The sequence below is a fragment of the Halomonas sp. N3-2A genome, assembly GCF_002216165.1.
Lineage (GTDB): Bacteria > Pseudomonadota > Gammaproteobacteria > Pseudomonadales > Halomonadaceae > Vreelandella.
In genome coordinates this window covers 2188165-2206086 of sequence record NZ_CP022286.1, presented here as the reverse complement: position 1 = coordinate 2206086, position 17922 = coordinate 2188165, and the positions used below count along the sequence as shown (strand labels likewise).

Below are 17922 nucleotides of genomic sequence, written 5' to 3'. Positions count from 1 at the left end.
ACATGGAATTGGACGAAAGAAAGATTGCTCAACGTTTTGCAGAACTAAAGCTCGATGCGCAGCGAAGTTTTCTGAATAAGCTGAGAAGTAGTGGCATCGATTTTCGTGAGCTTCCTATCGTGCAGGCTACCCGAGCTGAGCAATTTCCGTTGTCATATTCGCAGCGTAGCTTATGGCTGACATGGCAGCTTGATCCGGCAAGCCCGGCTTATAACATGCCCGGTGTGTTTCATTTGCAAGGCCCACTGGATGTTGCTGCATTCGAGTCGAGTGTGAATGACCTTGTGATGCGTCATGAAGTACTCCGCACAATATATCCTCAGAGCGAGGATGGAGAGCCTCTGCAGGAGGTTCTCAGTGGCTGGCGGGTTCCGGTATTACACGATGATTTGCAGCACCACGACGAGTTAGGGCAGGAAAAAGAGCTACAGCGCCTTATCGGCGAGTTCTCTCAGCGCCCGTTTGCGCTTGATGTTGAACCGCCATTCCGCATGGCAATTTACCAGTTGAATACTAACCATTATGCGGTTGCCATTGTATTGCACCATATCGCTTGTGACGGTTGGTCGGTTCAGTTGCTCATCGGTGAGTTGTTCGAGCTTTACGAAGCCCGAATCCAACAACGCAATGCTGCACTACCTTCGTTACCCATCCAGTTTGGTGATTATGCGATGTGGCAGCGAAGTTGGTTCGAGGCTGGCGAAAAGGAGCAGCAGCTAGACCACTGGCGCCAGCGTCTGGGGGACTCGCACACGCCGATGGATCTTCCTTTTGATCGCCCAAGAGGCTCCCAGGAAACATCGAAAGTCAGCCAATGTCATGCTCAATTATCTCGTGAAGTGAGCCACGGCATTCACCAGTTAGCCCGTGAGCATGGCGCTTCACTGTATATGGTGATGCTGTCACTTTTAAAGCTGACGCTACATCGCTTCAGTGGACAGAGCGATATACGGATAGGCTCTCCAAGTGTGAATCGCAACAGAGCTGAAACACATGGTTTGATTGGTTATCTGCTCAATGTTCAAGTGCTGAAAACTTTATTAGATCCTACCAAAGGGTTTGCCAGTTTATTAGGCGCCGTTAAAGAAACCGTGCTTGATGCACAGGACTACCAGGATATTCCTTTCGATACTCTGGTAGAAGCGTTACAACCTGAGCGCCAGCCTGGTGTACATCCGCTATTCCAGGTCAAGTGCACCCAGCAGAAAGAGCTGGAAAGAGAAAAGAGCGTAGGTGATTTAAAGGTACATCTTGAAGAACTCAGCGGTGGTGATGCTCACTTCGATCTAAGCTTTGATTTTACCGATTCCTCCGATGGTATTCGCTGTGTCTTTGCCTATGCGATGGCACTGTTTGACGAACAGACAATCAAGCGACTCGCCGGAGCACTGCAAAGCCTAGCTGAGCAGGTTCTTAAAGAGCCTAATACACCGTTGGCATCGCTCGAAATCCCAGCCCCGACTTCGGCGCTTGCAGGCAAGTCAACCACATTTTCTTGCGGCAGCGTCACAAAGCTCTGGGATCAAGCCGTCGAAGAACATTCCCAACAACTTGCGATGCAAGATGAGCCGGATCATGGCATCACTTATGCCAGCCTGAATGCTCGAGCCCAGCGTCTGGCACAAGCACTAATCGCAGAAGGCGTAGGCCCCGAGGTGCGTGTTGCCATTCACGCCGATCGTTCATGCGAGTACGTGCTGGGTATCCTCGCCGTACTCAAAGCGGGCGGGGCGTTTGTGCCGCTTGATCCACAACTGCCAGCGGAGCGCTTGGCCTATCAACTGGCTGACAGTGGCGCTCGTTTAATGTTGAGCAGTACGGCGTGCGACTGGAGCGGTGACGTTCAGGTAATGGCGCTGGCGTTTGCTAATGATATGCCGGCTGCAACTGAGCACGAACTACCCGTCATCCATCCTCAGCAGACCGCCTATGTGATCTATACCTCTGGCTCTACGGGCAAGCCCAAGGGGGTGGCGGTAAGTCACGGTGCTCTGGCCAATTACGTGCAGGGTGTTCTGGAGGCGCTGGCGCTACCAAAAGGTGCCCGCAACATGGCGATGGTGTCGACGGTGGCGGCAGATCTGGGCCATACCGTGCTGTTTGGTGCCTTGTGCACCGGGCGTACCTTGCATCTTATTTCCCCCGAGTGCGCCTTCGACCCGGATGCCTTTGCGGCTTATATGCGCGAACAGCAGGTGGATGTGCTCAAAATTGTGCCTAGCCACCTGCGGGCGCTGCTGAGTGCGGCAACTCCGGCTGACGTGCTTCCGTACGAGCGCCTGATTCTGGGCGGCGAAGCGACCGACTGGGCGCTACTGGAACGTCTCACCGAACTCAAGCCAACCTGCCAGGTGCTTAATCACTACGGTCCTACGGAAACCACGGTAGGTATTCTCACCCAGCAAGCCGATATGGCCGATCAAGCTGCCAGCGGCGTGCCGATCGGCGCGCCGCTGGCCAATGCTCAGGCCTATGTACTCGATCCCTGGCTTAATCCGGTGCCGCAAGGCGTTGCTGGGGAGCTCTACTTGGGTGGCCCCGGGCTGGCTCACGGCTATCTACAGCGTCAGGGGCAAACGGCGGAACGTTTCGTCGCCAGCCCCTTCCATGCAGGCGAACGGCTCTATCGCAGCGGTGACCGGGTGCGCCAACTGGCCGATGGTAGCCTGGAGTTCCTTGGCCGTGCGGATGATCAGGTCAAGATTCGCGGTTATCGGGTGGAACCGAGCGAGATTGCTGCCCTGTTGCGCGATCAGCCTGATATTGCAGAAGCTGAAGTAATTGCACGGGAAAACGAAGAAGGCCGCGCACAACTGTACGCCTATGTGGTGATAGCCGCCGGGAGCGGCGTCGATGACGCCGCATTACTCGCGCGGCTTGGCGAGCGCGTGCCGGACTATATGGTACCCAGCGCCATGGTGCGGTTGGATGCCTTACCGCTAACCGCCAATGGCAAGCTGGATCGCAAGGCGCTGCCCGAGCCGGTGCAAACCGGTAGTGGCAAAGCCTTTGAAGCTCCCCAGGGAGAAGCAGAGGAGGCGTTGGCAGCAGTCTGGGCCGACGTAATCGGCTGCGACCAGGTGGGACGTAATGACAACTTCTTCGAGCTGGGTGGCGACTCCATTCTCAGCCTGCAGATCGTCGCGCGCTCGCGCAAGCGTGGCTACAAGGTAACACCCAAGCAGTTGATGGAAGGGCAGACTATTGCCGCCGTAGCGGCGATGGCCACTCCCTTGGCGGCTACCAACCCTAAACAAGTGGCTGTACCAGATAAGGTCGCCCCCTTCGCACTGCTGCCGGTACAGCGCTGGTTCTTCGAGCAGAACTTCGCCGAGCCACATCACTGGAATCAGTCGTTGATGCTGGAAGCGGCCAGTGATGTAGATGCCGCGCTGCTACGGCGTGCCATTGAGGCAGTGGTAGATCACCATGGTGCCTTGCGGCTGCGCTATGAGCGCGTTGGCGATAGCTGGCAACAAGTCTATGGCAAGCTGGCTGGTGATCTCTTCGAGCACCTCGACCTGAGCGATCATGCAGATCTGGCGCAGGCTATCATCCAGGCCGCCGGCACTGCGCAACACAGCCTAAGCCTGGAGCGGCCGTTCCGTGCCATCTGGATGGAACTGGGAGGCGAGTATGGTGGGCGATTGCTGCTAGTAGCTCACCACCTAGTGGTAGACGGCGTCTCGTGGCGCGTGATTCTCGACGACCTGCAAACGGCCTACACGCAGTTAAGTGCAGCAAAGGCGCTCGATCTGCCACCAGCCACCACCTCGCTTGATGAATGGGCGCGCGCCCTGGCCGACTACGCCACATCGGAGGCGTTGGCTGAGCAACGCCCCTATTGGGAAGGTCTTGTCAAAGAGCCGGAGCCTAGCCTACCGGCACAGAATCTCCTGGGCAGCAACACCGTTGCCGATACCGCATCACTTGCCGGCAGCTTGTCTACTGAGGCAACCATACAACTGCTGGGGCCAGTGCATAAAGCCTACCGCACCCAGGTGGATGATCTGCTCCTCACTGCACTATCGAGCGCCCTGTGCCAATGGGCGGAGCGAGACAGTGTACTAATCGAACTGGAAGGCCATGGCCGCGAAGACCTGTTCGACGGTATCGATCTCAGTCGCAGCGTGGGCTGGTTCACCTCGCTCTACCCGGTTCGCCTGACGCCAGGTAATGCGGAACCGGGCTCGAGCCTAAAAGCCATCAAGGAGCAGCTTCGCCAAGTGCCCGACAAGGGGCTTGGCTACGGCGTGTTGCGCTATTTGAAAGAGGAACCCGCGCTGGTCGGCGGTGCCTACCCCCAGGTCACCTTCAATTATCTAGGCCAGTTTGACCGCTCCCTGCAGGGCGATGCGGCCTGGCGGCTAGCCAAAGAGAGCACAGGGCAGCCACGCGCGCCGCAAAGTGAACGCCGTACCTGGATTGAGGTGGTGGCCTGGGTTCAGAAGGGCCAACTGCGCTTTGACTGGAATTACAGTCGTGAGATTCACAGCGAGGCAGCGATGCATGCCTTGCAAGCAAGCTTCCAAGCGCAACTAGAGGCACTTCTTGAACACTGTGATAGCGGAGTTCGTGGCGCTACGCCATCGGACTTCCCGCTGGCGGGGCTGAGTCAAGGGCAACTGGACGATTTGAGGTTGGATGTCGCCAATGTTGAGGACATCTACCCGTTGGCGCCGATGCAGCAAGGGCTGCTATTGCATACCCTGCTCAATCCGGGCGCGGGTATGTACATGATGCAGGATCGCTATCGGTTTGCTTCGCCGATTGATGTCAATGCTTTCGAGAAAGCATGGCAGCGAGTCGTCGAACGGTATGAGGTGCTACGTACAGGGTTTGTTTGGCGCACCGAAGAGATGCAGTTGCAAGTGGTATATCGGCAAGCCCCTTCACCAGTGGAATATATCGATTGGCACGGCATTGATGAGGATGAGGCCGATCGTCGCTTGTCGGAGTTATTGCGTCAGGAACTTGATGATGGCTTCGATCTGGAACGGCCACCACTGCTAAAGATACGCCTTATTCAACTGGCGGAGAACCTGTTCTACGTCGTACAGAGTTTCCACCATATCCTGATGGATGCCTGGTGTCGTTCCCTGCTGCTCAGCGATTTTTTCCACTACTACGATGCCTATCGTCTCGGGACGAGTCACGAGTTGACGCAACCAAGGCCATATCGTGATTTTATTGCTTGGTTGCAGCAGCAGAATGCCAATGTGCTACGCAACTATTGGCAACATGAGCTTGAAGGTTTCGATGAGGTAACGCCGATTCCTTATCTTAAACCGCACGGTTCGCTCAACAGCGTTGCCACGGTGGCTGATGTATTCTCCTCGCTCTCCCACGATGAGAGTGCAGGACTACAGAGCGTTGCCCGACAGCATCAATTGACTATCAATACGATCGTACAAGGGGCATGGGCACTGCTGTTAGGGCGGCTTTCTCAGGTGGATGACATCCTATTCGGCGTGACAGTAGCTGGGCGTCCGCTAGAACTGGAGGGCATACAGGAGACGATGGGGCTGTTTATCAACACGATTCCTCTACGTGTGTCAGCGCCTTCGCCGCAAACATCTGTCCTTGATTGGCTGCATGGACTATTGGCGAAAAACCTGGAGATGCGTCAATACGAGCATCTGCCGCTAGTGGAAATTCAATCGCTAGGAGAAGGGCTACAAGGGCGCAGTCTATTCGATAGCCTCTTTGTATTCGAAAATGCGCCGATAGATGCCAGCATCACGGAGAAAATTGAAGATCTTCATGTGTCCATCAAGGGGAACCGCACCCACACTAATTATCCCTTGACCGTAGTGGTAGTGCCTGGAGAGCAATTGATGTTGCAGCTCTCTTACGACGCCCGAAAGTTTGACGGCTCTGAGGTCGAGAGACTGCTCTCGGGCTTCCGTCAAATCCTCTTGCAAATTATTGACAGACCTGACGCTCCCTATCATGAATTGGAAATATTGCCGGTAGATGAGATAGAGGCGCAGCGGGCACAGTGCAGTGGGCCATCGGTTGCTTATCCCTTTGAACGAGGCTATATCGACTTGTTCCGTGAGCAGGTACGACAGCATCCACACCAAGTTGCCGTTCGCCACCAGGGAGAGTCGCTCACTTATGATCGACTAGAAGGCACCTCTAATCGCATTGCCCAGGCGCTGCGGCAAGCCGGGGTGAAGAAGGATGACGTCGTAGCCCTGCATGCCGAGCGTGGCTTGGCGTTACCGAGCATGATTCTAAGTACGTTCAAGGCTGGCGGTGCGTATCTAGCGCTGGATACCCGGCTTCCTGATCAGCGTATCGTCGATATGCTGGCATCCAGTCGGGCATCAGTTCTGGTTGTCACCGCTAAGCAGACACAGCGTTTCGAAGCTGTGCTTGCATCCATGCCCAACCCGCCGCAGATGTTTGTGTTTGAGGAACTAGCCGTGGCGGAAGGGCTAGAGGGTGATATCACCGTACCGGTGCACCCTGATCAGGCCGCTTATGTCATCTATACCTCTGGTTCCACCGGCGAACCCAAGGGTGTCGTCGTTAGCCATCGTGGCATGCTCAATAACCAGTTGAGCAAGGTTCCCTACCTGGATCTGTCGGCCAGCGATGTCATCGCCCAGACTGCAGCGCTGAGTTTCGATATCTCCGTCTGGCAAACGCTGGCGGGGCTGTTGTGTGGCGCCAGCATCGAGATCGTGCCTGATGAGATTGCACGCGACCCCAGTGCGTTGCTCCTTTATGTGCGCGACAACGGCGTCACGGTACTGCAAAGCGTACCTGCAGTGATCCAGGGAATGTTGAACTCTGCCCCAGTCGACCTGCCAGCACTGCGCTGGCTGCTGCCCACGGGGGAAGCCTCTACCTCCGAGCTAGTACGCCAATGGTTTGCGCGCTATCCGGAGATCCCATTGGTCAATGCCTATGGCCCTGCTGAATGTGCCGATGACGTATCCCTGCACTTGCTGCGTAGCGACGATGACGAGCACGTAGCCGTAGTGCCAATCGGCAAACCAGCCGATAACACCCAGTTAATCGTCCTCGACAACCAACTGAACCCGCTACCAACGGGGGGAAGTGGCGAGCTATATGTCGCCGGTGTTGGTGTTGGGCGGGGTTACCTGAATCAGCCGCAGCTGACGGCGGAGCGCTTCGTGCCCAACCCGTTTGCCAATGTGCCTGGAGAGCGGCTTTACCGGACAGGCGATCTGGCCCGCTATCGCACTGATGGCGTACTTGAATACATCGGACGCACCGATCAGCAGGTCAAGATACGAGGCCAACGCATTGAGCTGGGAGAGATAGCGTCTCGGTTGGTGGAGTTTGATGTAATACGAGAAGCGGTAGTGGTGGCCCAGGAAGGGCCAGGAGGAGCTAGGTTAGTGGCTTATGCCGTCGCCCAGCCACATGAATCGATCGATACGGCCGAGCTACGCGAACGCCTGGGGCAAGTATTGCCCGACTATATGGTGCCAAGTGTGGTGGTGATGCTCGATGCCTTGCCACTAACGCCCAACGGCAAGGTGGATCGCAAGGCATTGCCCGAGCCCGACTTTGCCAGTAGCTCGCAATACGTTCCGCCCCAAGGTGAGACTGAAGAGACGCTAGCGGCGATTTGGAGCGAGGTGCTGGGTGTCGAACGGGTCGGTCGCCACGACAACTTCTTCGAGTTAGGGGGGCATTCGCTGCTGGCACTGAGTGTGCTTGAGCGTATGCGAGTTCGAGGCCTGGAGTCTCAAGTACGGACGTTGTTCCAGTCGCCCGAACTAGCGGCCTTTGCCAAGGCGCTGTCCCTAGAGCCTGATAGGAAAAAACTGGTTGTACCGCCCAACAGGATTCCAGAGCATTGTCAGTCGATCCAGCCGGACATGCTGACACTGATCGATCTGGATAGTGATGAAATCAGTCGCATAGAAAACGCAGTACCTAGCGGAGCGACTAATATCCAAGATATCTACCCTCTGGCGCCATTACAGGAGGGCATCCTGTTCCATCACCGGTTTCAGGAAGAGGGTGACACTTATGTACTCCCTTGCTTACTTGGTTTTGATAGTAAGGAACGACTTGAGCAGTTCGTTGCTGGTTTCAATCAACTTATTGCCCGTCACGATATTCTGCGCACTGCAGTACTCTGGGAAGGGCTTCATGAACCAGTGCAAGTAGTGTATCGGTACGCCTCCCTAGAGGTGGAATGGCTGGAAATGGAAGAAACCAGTGTTTCGTGCAGCGTTTCTGAGCGACTAAATGCTCATGTTGATCCTGAACATTATCGCATCGATGTACGCCAGGCGCCGATGGTACGAGTTATTGCGGCACAAGATGCTGAGCAAGGACGATGGCTACTGCAACTGCCCAGCCACCACTTGGTGCTGGATCACACCACACTTGATCTGCTAGTGGACGAGATTGCCCTAATCCAGCAAGGACGAGAAGGTGAGTTACCCAAACCGCTGCCATTCCGAAACTTCGTAGCACAGGCAAGGTTGGGAGTGAGTCAGACAGAGCATGAAGCCTTCTTTAGAGAAAAATTGGGCGATGTTGAGGAGCCTACTGCTCCATTCGGATTACTGGATGTACGTGGCGATGGCAGTGGTATTGAGGAGATTCGCTTACCACTGACAGCAGAACTGGCCCAACAAGTTCGACAGCAGGCACAGCGACATGGTGTCAGTACCGCTACCCTATTTCACCTAGCCTGGGCGCAAGTGCTGAGTAAAACGACCGGGCGGGACGACGTGGTGTTCGGCACCCTACTATTTGGCCGTATGCAAGGTAGTGAAGGCGCCGAAAGAGCACTTGGGATGTTCATTAACACGTTACCTATTCGTATTAGACTAGGTACTAACAGCATGGGCGACTGTTTACGCCAGACCCATAGTGAGTTGGCCGAATTGTTGAACCATGAGCATGCTAGTCTCGGACTAGCACAGCGATGCAGCGGAGTAGGTGGAGGATCACCACTGTTCTCAACCTTATTGAACTATCGTTATAGTACTCTGGAGAGGGAGAATGCAACTAGCCGGGCGTGGGAAGGGATGAAAGCCCTGGGCAATCGAGGTCGTACTAACTACCCAATTGTGATGTCAGTAGACGACCTTGGGGAGGGGTTTCAACTAGTGGGGCAGGTTAGCCGCAAACTCGGGGCTCAGCGGTTGTGTGATTATATGTGTGCGGCACTGGTCGGCATTGTAAATAGTCTTCAAAAGGCGCCTCAGCAATCATTAAGTGACATAAGCCTGCTAGGAAAAGACGAACGGCAATTGTTGAGCGAGTGGGGCGAGAACTCACTCCAGCATCCCAGTGGTCAGCCAGTCCACCAAATGATTGAATGCCAAGCCATGAAGACGCCAGAGGCAATGGCATTGATCTTCTCAGAGCACCGTCTCAGCTACGGCGAGCTTAATATTCGTGCCAACCGTTTAGCGCACTATTTGATTGGCTTGGGTGTGCGCCCTGAAACCCGGGTAGGTATTGCCGCAGAGCGTTCCATTGAGATGGTGGTGGGGCTTCTGGCTATTCTTAAGGCGGGAGGCGCCTATGTGCCGCTAGACTCTGAGTATCCCATGGAGCGGTTGGCCTTTATCGTCGAAGATAGTGGCATTGAGCTGCTGCTGACTCAGCATCACTTGCGCGAGTCATTGCCAGTAGCTGATAGCCTAAGCGTTGTTGAGTTGGATCGTCTGGATGTAGCACATCACGCCTCTATCAATCCAAAGGTGGCGATCCATGGGGAGCATCTTGCTTATGTGATCTATACCTCAGGCTCCACCGGGCGGCCTAAAGGTGCCGCTATCCGCCATGATGCCTTGACCAATTGCATGGCCTGGATGCAGGAGACCTACCAGCTCACCGATGCGGATGCCGTACTGCACAAGGCGCCGTTCGGCTTTGACGTTTCAGTCTGGGAGATTTTCTGGCCGCTAAGTGTCGGGGCACGTTTGGTGATTGCCCAACCGGGCGATCATCGGGATCCAGAGCGCATCATCGAGCTGATCCAGCGGCACGGCGTCACCACGCTCAATTTTGTGCCCTCAATGTTAAAGGCCTTCCTGACCTATCCCGATGTTAAGACCAAAACTCGCCTCAAGCATATTATGTGTGGTGGCGAGGCCGTTCCAGCCACGCTACAGAAGGATGTGGCTGAGTGTCTGGGTGGTGCCAACCTTCACGATCTCTATGGCCCTACCGAAACTACCATTCATGTCACTCACTGGTGGTGTCGTGGTGACACTCAACGTCAAATACCCATTGGACGTCCCATCAGTGGCACCCGCACCTATGTATTAGATGATGAGCTCACTCTCGTCCCACAGGGTGTAGCGGGTGAGTTATACCTGGGCGGGGTAAGTCTGGCCCGTGGATATCTCAATCGAAGTGATTTAACGGCGGAGCGCTTTGTTGCCGACCCATTTGCTGCAGGCGAACGCCTTTACCGCACCGGCGATCTGGTTCGCTGGCGGGAGGATGGCCAGCTCGAGTACCTGGGCCGCCTTGATCACCAAGTGAAAATCCGCGGCCTGCGTATTGAGCTAGGAGAAATTGAAGCTGAACTGTTATCTCAGCCAGAGGTTCGTGAGACGGTTGTGGTCGCCCAAGAGGGCCTAAATGGTTCGAGACTAGTGGCATACGTAGTTCCCCAAGTCGGCATTGAACTCGACACCACCATACTACGCGAGCGTTTGGGTCAACGATTGCCTGACTATATGGTGCCAGGAGTCGTGATCATGCTCGATTCACTGCCGCTAAATGCCAACGGCAAAGTGGAGCGCAAGGCACTACCTGAACCTAATGTTGAGGAAGGCCGCAAGTATGTCGCTCCCTCGACGCGGGCAGCCCGAAAGCTCGCCGAGATATGGCAAGAAGTGCTTGGCATTAAACGGATCGGCGAGACCGACAACTTCTTCGAGCTGGGTGGAGACTCTCTGTTGAGCCTACAAGTGATGAGCCGAGTACAAGTTTTAGAGGAACCACAGCTTAACTTTAAGCTATTTGACCTAATGCAGAAACCGACCATTGCTGATCTGCTGGGAGTGAGGAAAAACACTGAGGCGCTGCCCAAAGGGACTATCATGTTAAATGGCGAGTGTGCTAATCAGCCACCGCTGTTCTGCATCCATGCCGTAATGGGAACAGTTTTTGATTATCAGCCGTTAGCCCGGCGCTTGCACGGAGTATGCACGGTTTACGGTCTGCCAAGCCGAATGTTGACCGATCCACAGCATCGAGATTCCTCACTTGAAGCAATGGCTGATGATTATGTGGAGACAATACGTCGCATACAGCCTGTGGGCCCCTATCGGCTATTAGGATGGTCTCTTGGCGGGGCATTGGCTGCGATGATCGCGGCTCGACTTGAAGGGCTCGGGCAAGATGTGAGTCAACTGGCTTTGATAGATCCCTATATACCGGGCGGTGGTCTGCATAGTGAGGATAGCTGGCAGCGAGATCTTGTTAGTTTCTCATCGGTCATACTGCCAGGTGCTTCGCTTGAAGCATTCGAAAGTAATGAAGAGGACACGAAAGAGCCGAGTGAGGAAGAAATTGCCATTAAGTTGGAGAGATCAATAGCATCATCCGATATACATGGCCGCGAGGGTTATGCTGCACTGGGTAGTGAAGCACTTGCTCGGATATTTTGTGTGGCGCGTTATCTGAAATTGCTTTCACAGCAGCTTGATACCTTGCCAGCGTTAAACTGTGAAGTGGACTGTTGGTGGGAAGCGGGAAGAGCTTGGGAAGAACAGCAGGCGCTGGCGAATCAGTTGAATAGCGTCCCGAAAACCTCAATTGAGACTCTCAATGATCATTTCTCAATCATTACTGATAGTGCCTTGCTCTCTCAGCTGGAGAAGCGGTTAGGAGTTAGTGCTGGGCAACACTCGTACGAAGTGGAGAAAAACCTATTTTGAATAATATAATTTTTTGAGTTTATAACTCTTAAGGTGGTTTCAGTAGCGCGCTAGGAACGCTTAGCGCGCTTTGATTAAGTTTGGGTATCTGCTTGTAGTGCTTCTTGGAGAGATTCAGCAAAGCGGAGCATGGAAGGAAAGCCTCCCCATGGCCAATAGTTTCTTTCCATACTTACCGACGTATCATCTAGCCAATGCTGCCATAGCCCTGACTTTGGTAATGTTGAACCAGATATGTCTTGAGAATAAGCTGGCTGGAGAACAACGATTTGACCTGTTAGTGCAAATGCTTCACGAACTGAAAGAGTACTGAACCCCCAGTTATTAGTAGGCCCCTGCCAAGCATTTTCAAATCCAAGCCGTGTCAAAGCTGCATCTTCCAGGCTCCCTGGCCCATAGACACGCACATGCTGGTTGTCTCGGATTTCGATAATCAGTAGAGTTTCTGCAGGCCTCCCAATCTGTGCCGCAATCGCTGACATTCTGGCTTCAACAGAGTCAATGAATGCTTCGGCCTGCTGTTGCCCGCCATTCAGCTCCCCCACCTCCCTGGTCAATTGTTCAAGGCTTAGCCAAACATCCAGGCCTTGCATAAATGGCCGGATTTTTACTACATGAGCAATACGGGAAAGTTTGTCTTCTAAGTTCAGATGGGCTGGTGGTGCTATCACTATGTCATCAGGTTTCAGTGATGCAAGATACTCAAGGTTGGGTTGAAACCTAAGTCCGAGATCAAAGGTATCAGGAAGTAAATGTTCTTTGTATAATTGCCTGTATTGTGCTAGGCCTGCTAAAGCAATGGGTGGTTGGTGTAAGGCACTAAGCGTATCTGCCACCGCATAATCAAAAGTAACATCACGCTGCTGATCATCAGCGTTAGCCGCAGATAATAAAATTAATATAAGCAATATTGGTAACATAAGATTTTTATAGGCTGATGATGTCATGTCGTCTTTGTATACCTTGACTAACAGATGAAAAATTAAACTTTGGCTTTTGATCTGTCATTAAAATAGGGGAGTTTAAATAAAAAACGAGATGCCTATGAGTATAAAAGCACCTCGATTTCTCATTTTAGCCTGAATTTGTTTTTCTTAATTCCTCAATAGGACAAGCCACCTACCAACGATAGCTGGCGGTTGCTGTCACATTGCGCTCTTCGCCAAAATGACAAATCCTGAAGCTAGAGCAAGAGGACGTATACTCTTTATCAAGCAGATTGTTGGCATTGACCTGCAAGTCCATGCCCTCAAGGTCGCTTGATAACGCACCCAGATCATATTCCAACATGGCATCAACTAGCGTATAGCCGCTGACTTGGAACGTATTGGCCTCATCGCCCCATGTAGAGTCATTGTAGCGGACTCCCGCGCCAATCCCCAGGCCGTTTAACGCCCCCTTCGTGAATTCATATTTGCTCCACGCAGAGGCCATATGACGGGGCACGGCATAAGGAGTATTTCCTTGGGTTTCATCGTTGGTCTCGACGTACTCCATGTCCGTGTATGTATAGTTGGCGAGTAATGAAAGTTGTTCAGTGGGACGTAAGATGGCAGAGAGTTCTAAGCCGCGCGAACGTACTTTTCCGATAGACTCATAGAATGATGTGTTAGGAATGGTTTCGGAAACATTCTCCTGCTCTAGATGATATAAAGCGGCTGTGTACTGGTCATTGCTGCCGGGTGGTTGATACTTGATACCTGTCTCGTACTGAGAGGCCTCACTCGGATCTAATGTGTTTCCGGATGCATCAGTCCTTGTAGCGGATGCTGCTTGAAATGATTCCGAGTAACTGACGTAAGGGGAAATACCGTTATCAAAGGCATACAATAAGCTGGCACGGCTAGTGAACTTCTCATTGTCGCTTTCAGAAGACATGCCTAAGTTGGTATAGGCGGTACTGGTGTCAGCCCAATCCTGACGCCCTGACAGGTTGAAACGCCAGCGATTGAAGCTGATTTGATCCTGCAAGTAAACCCCAGTCTGCTCCACCTTGTTGATGAAATTAGTAGGCGCTGCGTATGTGATTTGTGTGTTTCCGTACTGTGGGTTGAAAGCATCCAGGGGAGACGCTGATCCGAACTGCCATTCCCCCGAGTTGCGTTGGTACTGGTAGTCCACACCGGCCAGTAGTGTATGTTCCAGAGACCCCGTCGTAAAACTCCCCTGTAGCTGATTATCTACATGGTAGGCGTGCATGGATTCATCGGCTCTCGCTGCGCGTCGATTTAGCAGATCACTATCACCAACGTAACTACTGGAATAAATTGAATCATAATCGATATTTGAAGAGGTAAAGCGGAAGTTCTGCCGAGCTTGCCACTGATCGTTGAATTGATGTTCTAGTTGGTAACCTATTAGTCGTTGATAACGCTCGAACCCATTGACGTCTGGCTCGCCATCAAAAAAGTTATTATCAATCCGTCTACCATTATAATCTCGCACCGTACCGTCGGCTGGTGTCCAACCATAGTAACCACGATTTGGCTCGTGCTGCAGGTAGGCCATGACGGTTAATGATGTCGCATCGGTTGGCAAGAACGTCAAAGAGGGAGCAATGGTATAGCGCTCGTTCTCTACATGGTCGAACTGACTGTCCGAACCGCTGGCTAGCCCTACTAGGCGATAGGCGACCTGTTGGTTTTCCCCTATGGGGCCACTGACGTCAAATCGAGCTGTACGTTTATTATGGCTGCCCGTTTCTAGTTGGATCTCATGGCTAGATGAAAATAGAGGGCGTTTACTGGTCAGCCCAACCAAGCCACCAGGGTAGCTTTGCCCGTACAAAACGGATGTCGGCCCCTTGAACACATCGATCCGCTCAAGAAAATAGGGATCAATTTGTAATGAATTATAGCCAGAAACATCGCTAGCCATTTTAAGGCCGTCAAAATAGATGTTGTCGATACTGCCGACGCCCCCAAAGCCGCGCATATTGATAAAATCAACACGACCTCCAATGCCATTGCGGGTGCCTGTGAACACACCAGGGCTATAGCGTAGGGCTTGCTGTATCGTTTGCGCGCTTTGATCTTCGATCTGCTCGCGTGTGACCACGGATACTGACTGGGCTGTCTCCATCAGAGGAGTGTCAGTCTTGGTGGCACTGAGACTAGTATCGGCGGTATATCCCTCAGTGGGTTGTAATGCACCTGAAATTCTATTACCCGTTACGTGTACTGTAGGCAATGTGTTCGGCGCATTGCTATCCAATTGCGTGTTCTGCTCAGCATTTTGAGCAAGCACAGCTGCCGACGTGCTGCAGGCAGCCAAAGCAACTGCGGCCGTTAGCCACCGCTTGCGGAAAAAGGGTTGGTTCACGAATGTTCTCCTTGCATGAGGTTCATTTTGATTTTATGTAAATGTTAATTGTTATTGTTTGTATTATGAATATCAATATATCGCTGTCAACTTAGTGTGGGCATCCGGGAGGGGGTAATCCTGAATTAAAATCAAAAAATGAGGATTGGCTTAAGATTATGGTGCGATGGCTTCGTGCTCACAGATAGGGGAACATGAAGTGCCGTTACCTGATTTAATGTTGCGGCTATTCAATTCATTCAGCATGTTGAGGAAGCCGCGATATCGTTTTTTAGAGCTTCCAACCCCCCGTGAAGCGTGGGAAAGAGGCTTTTATTGAAGTTTCGCCACCGTAATTCAATGATGGAGTCATCTGGTTCGATATCAGTTTCTAATAAGTCGTAGATGACCTCGCCAGAATCAATTCCGCTGTCGACATAATGGAGTGAGGCGCCAGTCTTGTTGATAGCAGGAACGCTTTCGGTCTCCATTGTCTGCCAGTTAATAACTCTTTTTCCCAGAGCTCCATACAGTGCATCGAGTGTTGCTGAGGCACCACGCCTTTGGTAAAGAGATCCTTGGCGTGTAATACCGGGATGTATATTGACGATCTTGCGATAAAAAGGGCTCTGGGGGCGGATAAGTTCGTCTAAGATGACTAATAGCCCGTCAAGAACGACGACGTCAGCCCCTACGGCGGCTAACTTCTCTAGCAAGCTTTTTTCGAAAGTTGATTTCGCAAGGGGTCTATCGAGGGAATCGATTGGTAAGCGTCGGTAAGTGGATGGTATAGAATAGAAAAGATCGTCAATGTGGCGATCCTGTATAGAGAGTTCTTGTGGCAAGATCCATGGCTTTCCAAGTTGACGACAGAAGCCATAGTCTTTGAGCTTCTCTTGATCTTTGATTGAGCCTTCATCGTCATCATAAATCACTGTTTCCAGAGAGTAGGCATCGCCTAGCGGAGTCTCGTTGAGAGATGTCACCAGATACTCAAGAGGGGACATCATGTACTGTTTCTCCCCCTTATACTCAATGTATTGCCCCGCTTTATCGGCTGCAGCATTTCTCAGTGACAGGATATAAGCCAGTTTTAGTTTAGACATGTTTTACCCATGCTTTTTAATAGTAGATGGTGGTGGTCTTAAGGTGCGTAAGCCATGCTGATTCAACGCCTGTGCTCTAACCAAGAACGTATTGAAGAGCCGCATCTAATTGCCACGCCCAGTGGCCAAGAGGTGGCCTGACCACAGGTACGTTTTATAAAAGTGAATAGGTGAAAATTAAGATATAGCCGCTGCTTGCTTACAGGGGGAAGTGGCATAAGAGGCTTCTGTCTGATTTAGCACTTCACAAATCTCACTTGTCCGTGCCGCCAAAATCGACAGCAGAGTGTCGCTTAACCCATGGGTGGGTTCGCAGCAGCCCTGTAGGAAAATCGCCGGTTTGAACGAAGGCTTGGTATAGAGCTGGTAGCTGCGGTTAACGGCATATTCCGGCAAGAACTCAGCTATTGGGGCCAGCAGCCGTTTATGGGTGTCGCGTACATAGCCGGTGGCTAACACCACTGCGTCGTAGCGGGTTGGCTCCGTATGGCCGCTCTCCAAATCGCGCACAAGTAGCTCAACGCCTTCAGGGCCTGCTTCGCTGCCAATAACCTCATGGCGGCGGCGGAAACGGTGGCGGGCCTGGCCGGTTACTTTTTGCTGGTAGAACACATCGTAAATTTCCTGGATCAACGCCAAGTCAGGGGCTGAATAGTTGGTGCTTTTGTACTCCTGTAGTAGTGCTTCCCGCTGGCCGGTGGGGTTGTTGAACACGTAGTCGGTGTATTCGGGGTTGAATATCTCGTTGACGAAGGGGCTATCGTCCGAGGGTATAAAGGCCCATGCCCGGCTAATCAGATCCACCTGAATGCCTTCGCGGCCGTGCAGATCGAGAAATATCTCAGCGGCGCTCTGGCCCGCACCGATCACAGCGATGCGTTTGGGGGCGTCTTGCTTTGCCAGTTCACGAAGGTAGTGGCTGGAGTGGAAGACCCGCGAGTCGTCTTTTAGCCCAGCGAAGCATTCAGGCACATTGGGCGCGCCACCGACGCTGACCACTAATGAGCGGGTGAGCCTTTCCTGCACTGCGCCGCTTTCATCCCGTGAACGCACGCGGAGGTAGGCCACCTCGTCGTGGTCAGTTTCAGGCAGTACTTCAAACACATCCTCTCCATAGGCGCACTGGTGTTCAAAGTGGCTGGCCGTCCAGCTTAGGTAATCATTGAACTCATGGCGGCTGGGGAAGAAGGTCTGCAGGTTGATAAAGTCCTGCAGGCGGCCTTTGCTGTGGAGGTAATTGAGAAAGCTGAAGCGGCTACCTGGATTGCGCGGCGTTACCAAGTCTTTGAGGAAGGATATCTGCATATGGGCATTTTCCAGCAGCATATGCGGGTGCCAGGCAAAGCAGGGCTGGCGCTCGATAAACAAGGCATCCTTCGCTTGCCCTGCCTGGCGCTGTTCGTCGAGCGCAATGGCTAGGGCAATATTGGAGGGGCCGAAGCCGATGCCGATCAAGTCGTGAATATGCATAAGAGTCCTCGTGGCTGATGTGTCAATTAAAAAAACATCGAAGGGCGTTACTGACTTCCTTATCTAATGACGAATGAGAATGAGGCTTGTTTACATAAAAATTGGTTAACTTTTTGCGGGAGTGATTCGTCTTTAAAGGTAGC

General features: G+C 52.7%; 5 protein-coding genes. 1 reads left to right on the top strand and 4 read right to left on the bottom strand.

The window, feature by feature from the left end:
- Window positions 1–2: 2 nt before the first annotated feature.
- Window positions 3–11903 (top strand): amino acid adenylation domain-containing protein, encoded by an 11901-nt coding sequence (locus tag CEK60_RS10355; protein ID WP_089038952.1) that lies wholly within the window; start codon window positions 3–5, stop codon window positions 11901–11903.
- Window positions 11904–11977: 74 nt separating this feature from the next.
- On the opposite strand, the gene CEK60_RS10350 is transcribed toward CEK60_RS10355, so the two are convergent.
- The 4 genes from CEK60_RS10350 to CEK60_RS10335 all read right to left on the bottom strand — a co-directional run bounded on the left by CEK60_RS10350 (window position 11978) and on the right by CEK60_RS10335 (window position 17779).
- Window positions 11978–12850 carry an ABC transporter substrate-binding protein gene (locus CEK60_RS10350; protein WP_089038951.1) on the bottom strand — a complete coding sequence of 291 codons (873 nt, stop codon included), beginning with the start codon at window positions 12848–12850 and terminating at the stop codon, window positions 11978–11980.
- A 172-nt stretch (window positions 12851–13022) separates the two neighbouring features.
- Entirely contained in the window at window positions 13023–15224 is a 2202-nt protein-coding gene (locus CEK60_RS10345) for a TonB-dependent siderophore receptor (protein WP_089038950.1), read from the bottom strand.
- 239 nt (window positions 15225–15463) lie between these two features.
- The gene (locus tag CEK60_RS10340) at window positions 15464–16309 is read right to left on the bottom strand and encodes a formyltransferase family protein (RefSeq protein ID WP_089038949.1); all 846 of its coding nucleotides are present in this window, start codon (window positions 16307–16309) and stop codon (window positions 15464–15466) included.
- A 177-nt stretch (window positions 16310–16486) separates the two neighbouring features.
- Complete coding sequence (locus CEK60_RS10335) at window positions 16487–17779, bottom strand: lysine N(6)-hydroxylase/L-ornithine N(5)-oxygenase family protein (RefSeq protein WP_089038948.1); 1293 nt, start codon at window positions 17777–17779, stop codon at window positions 16487–16489.
- Between the last annotated feature and the right edge of the window lie 143 nt (window positions 17780–17922).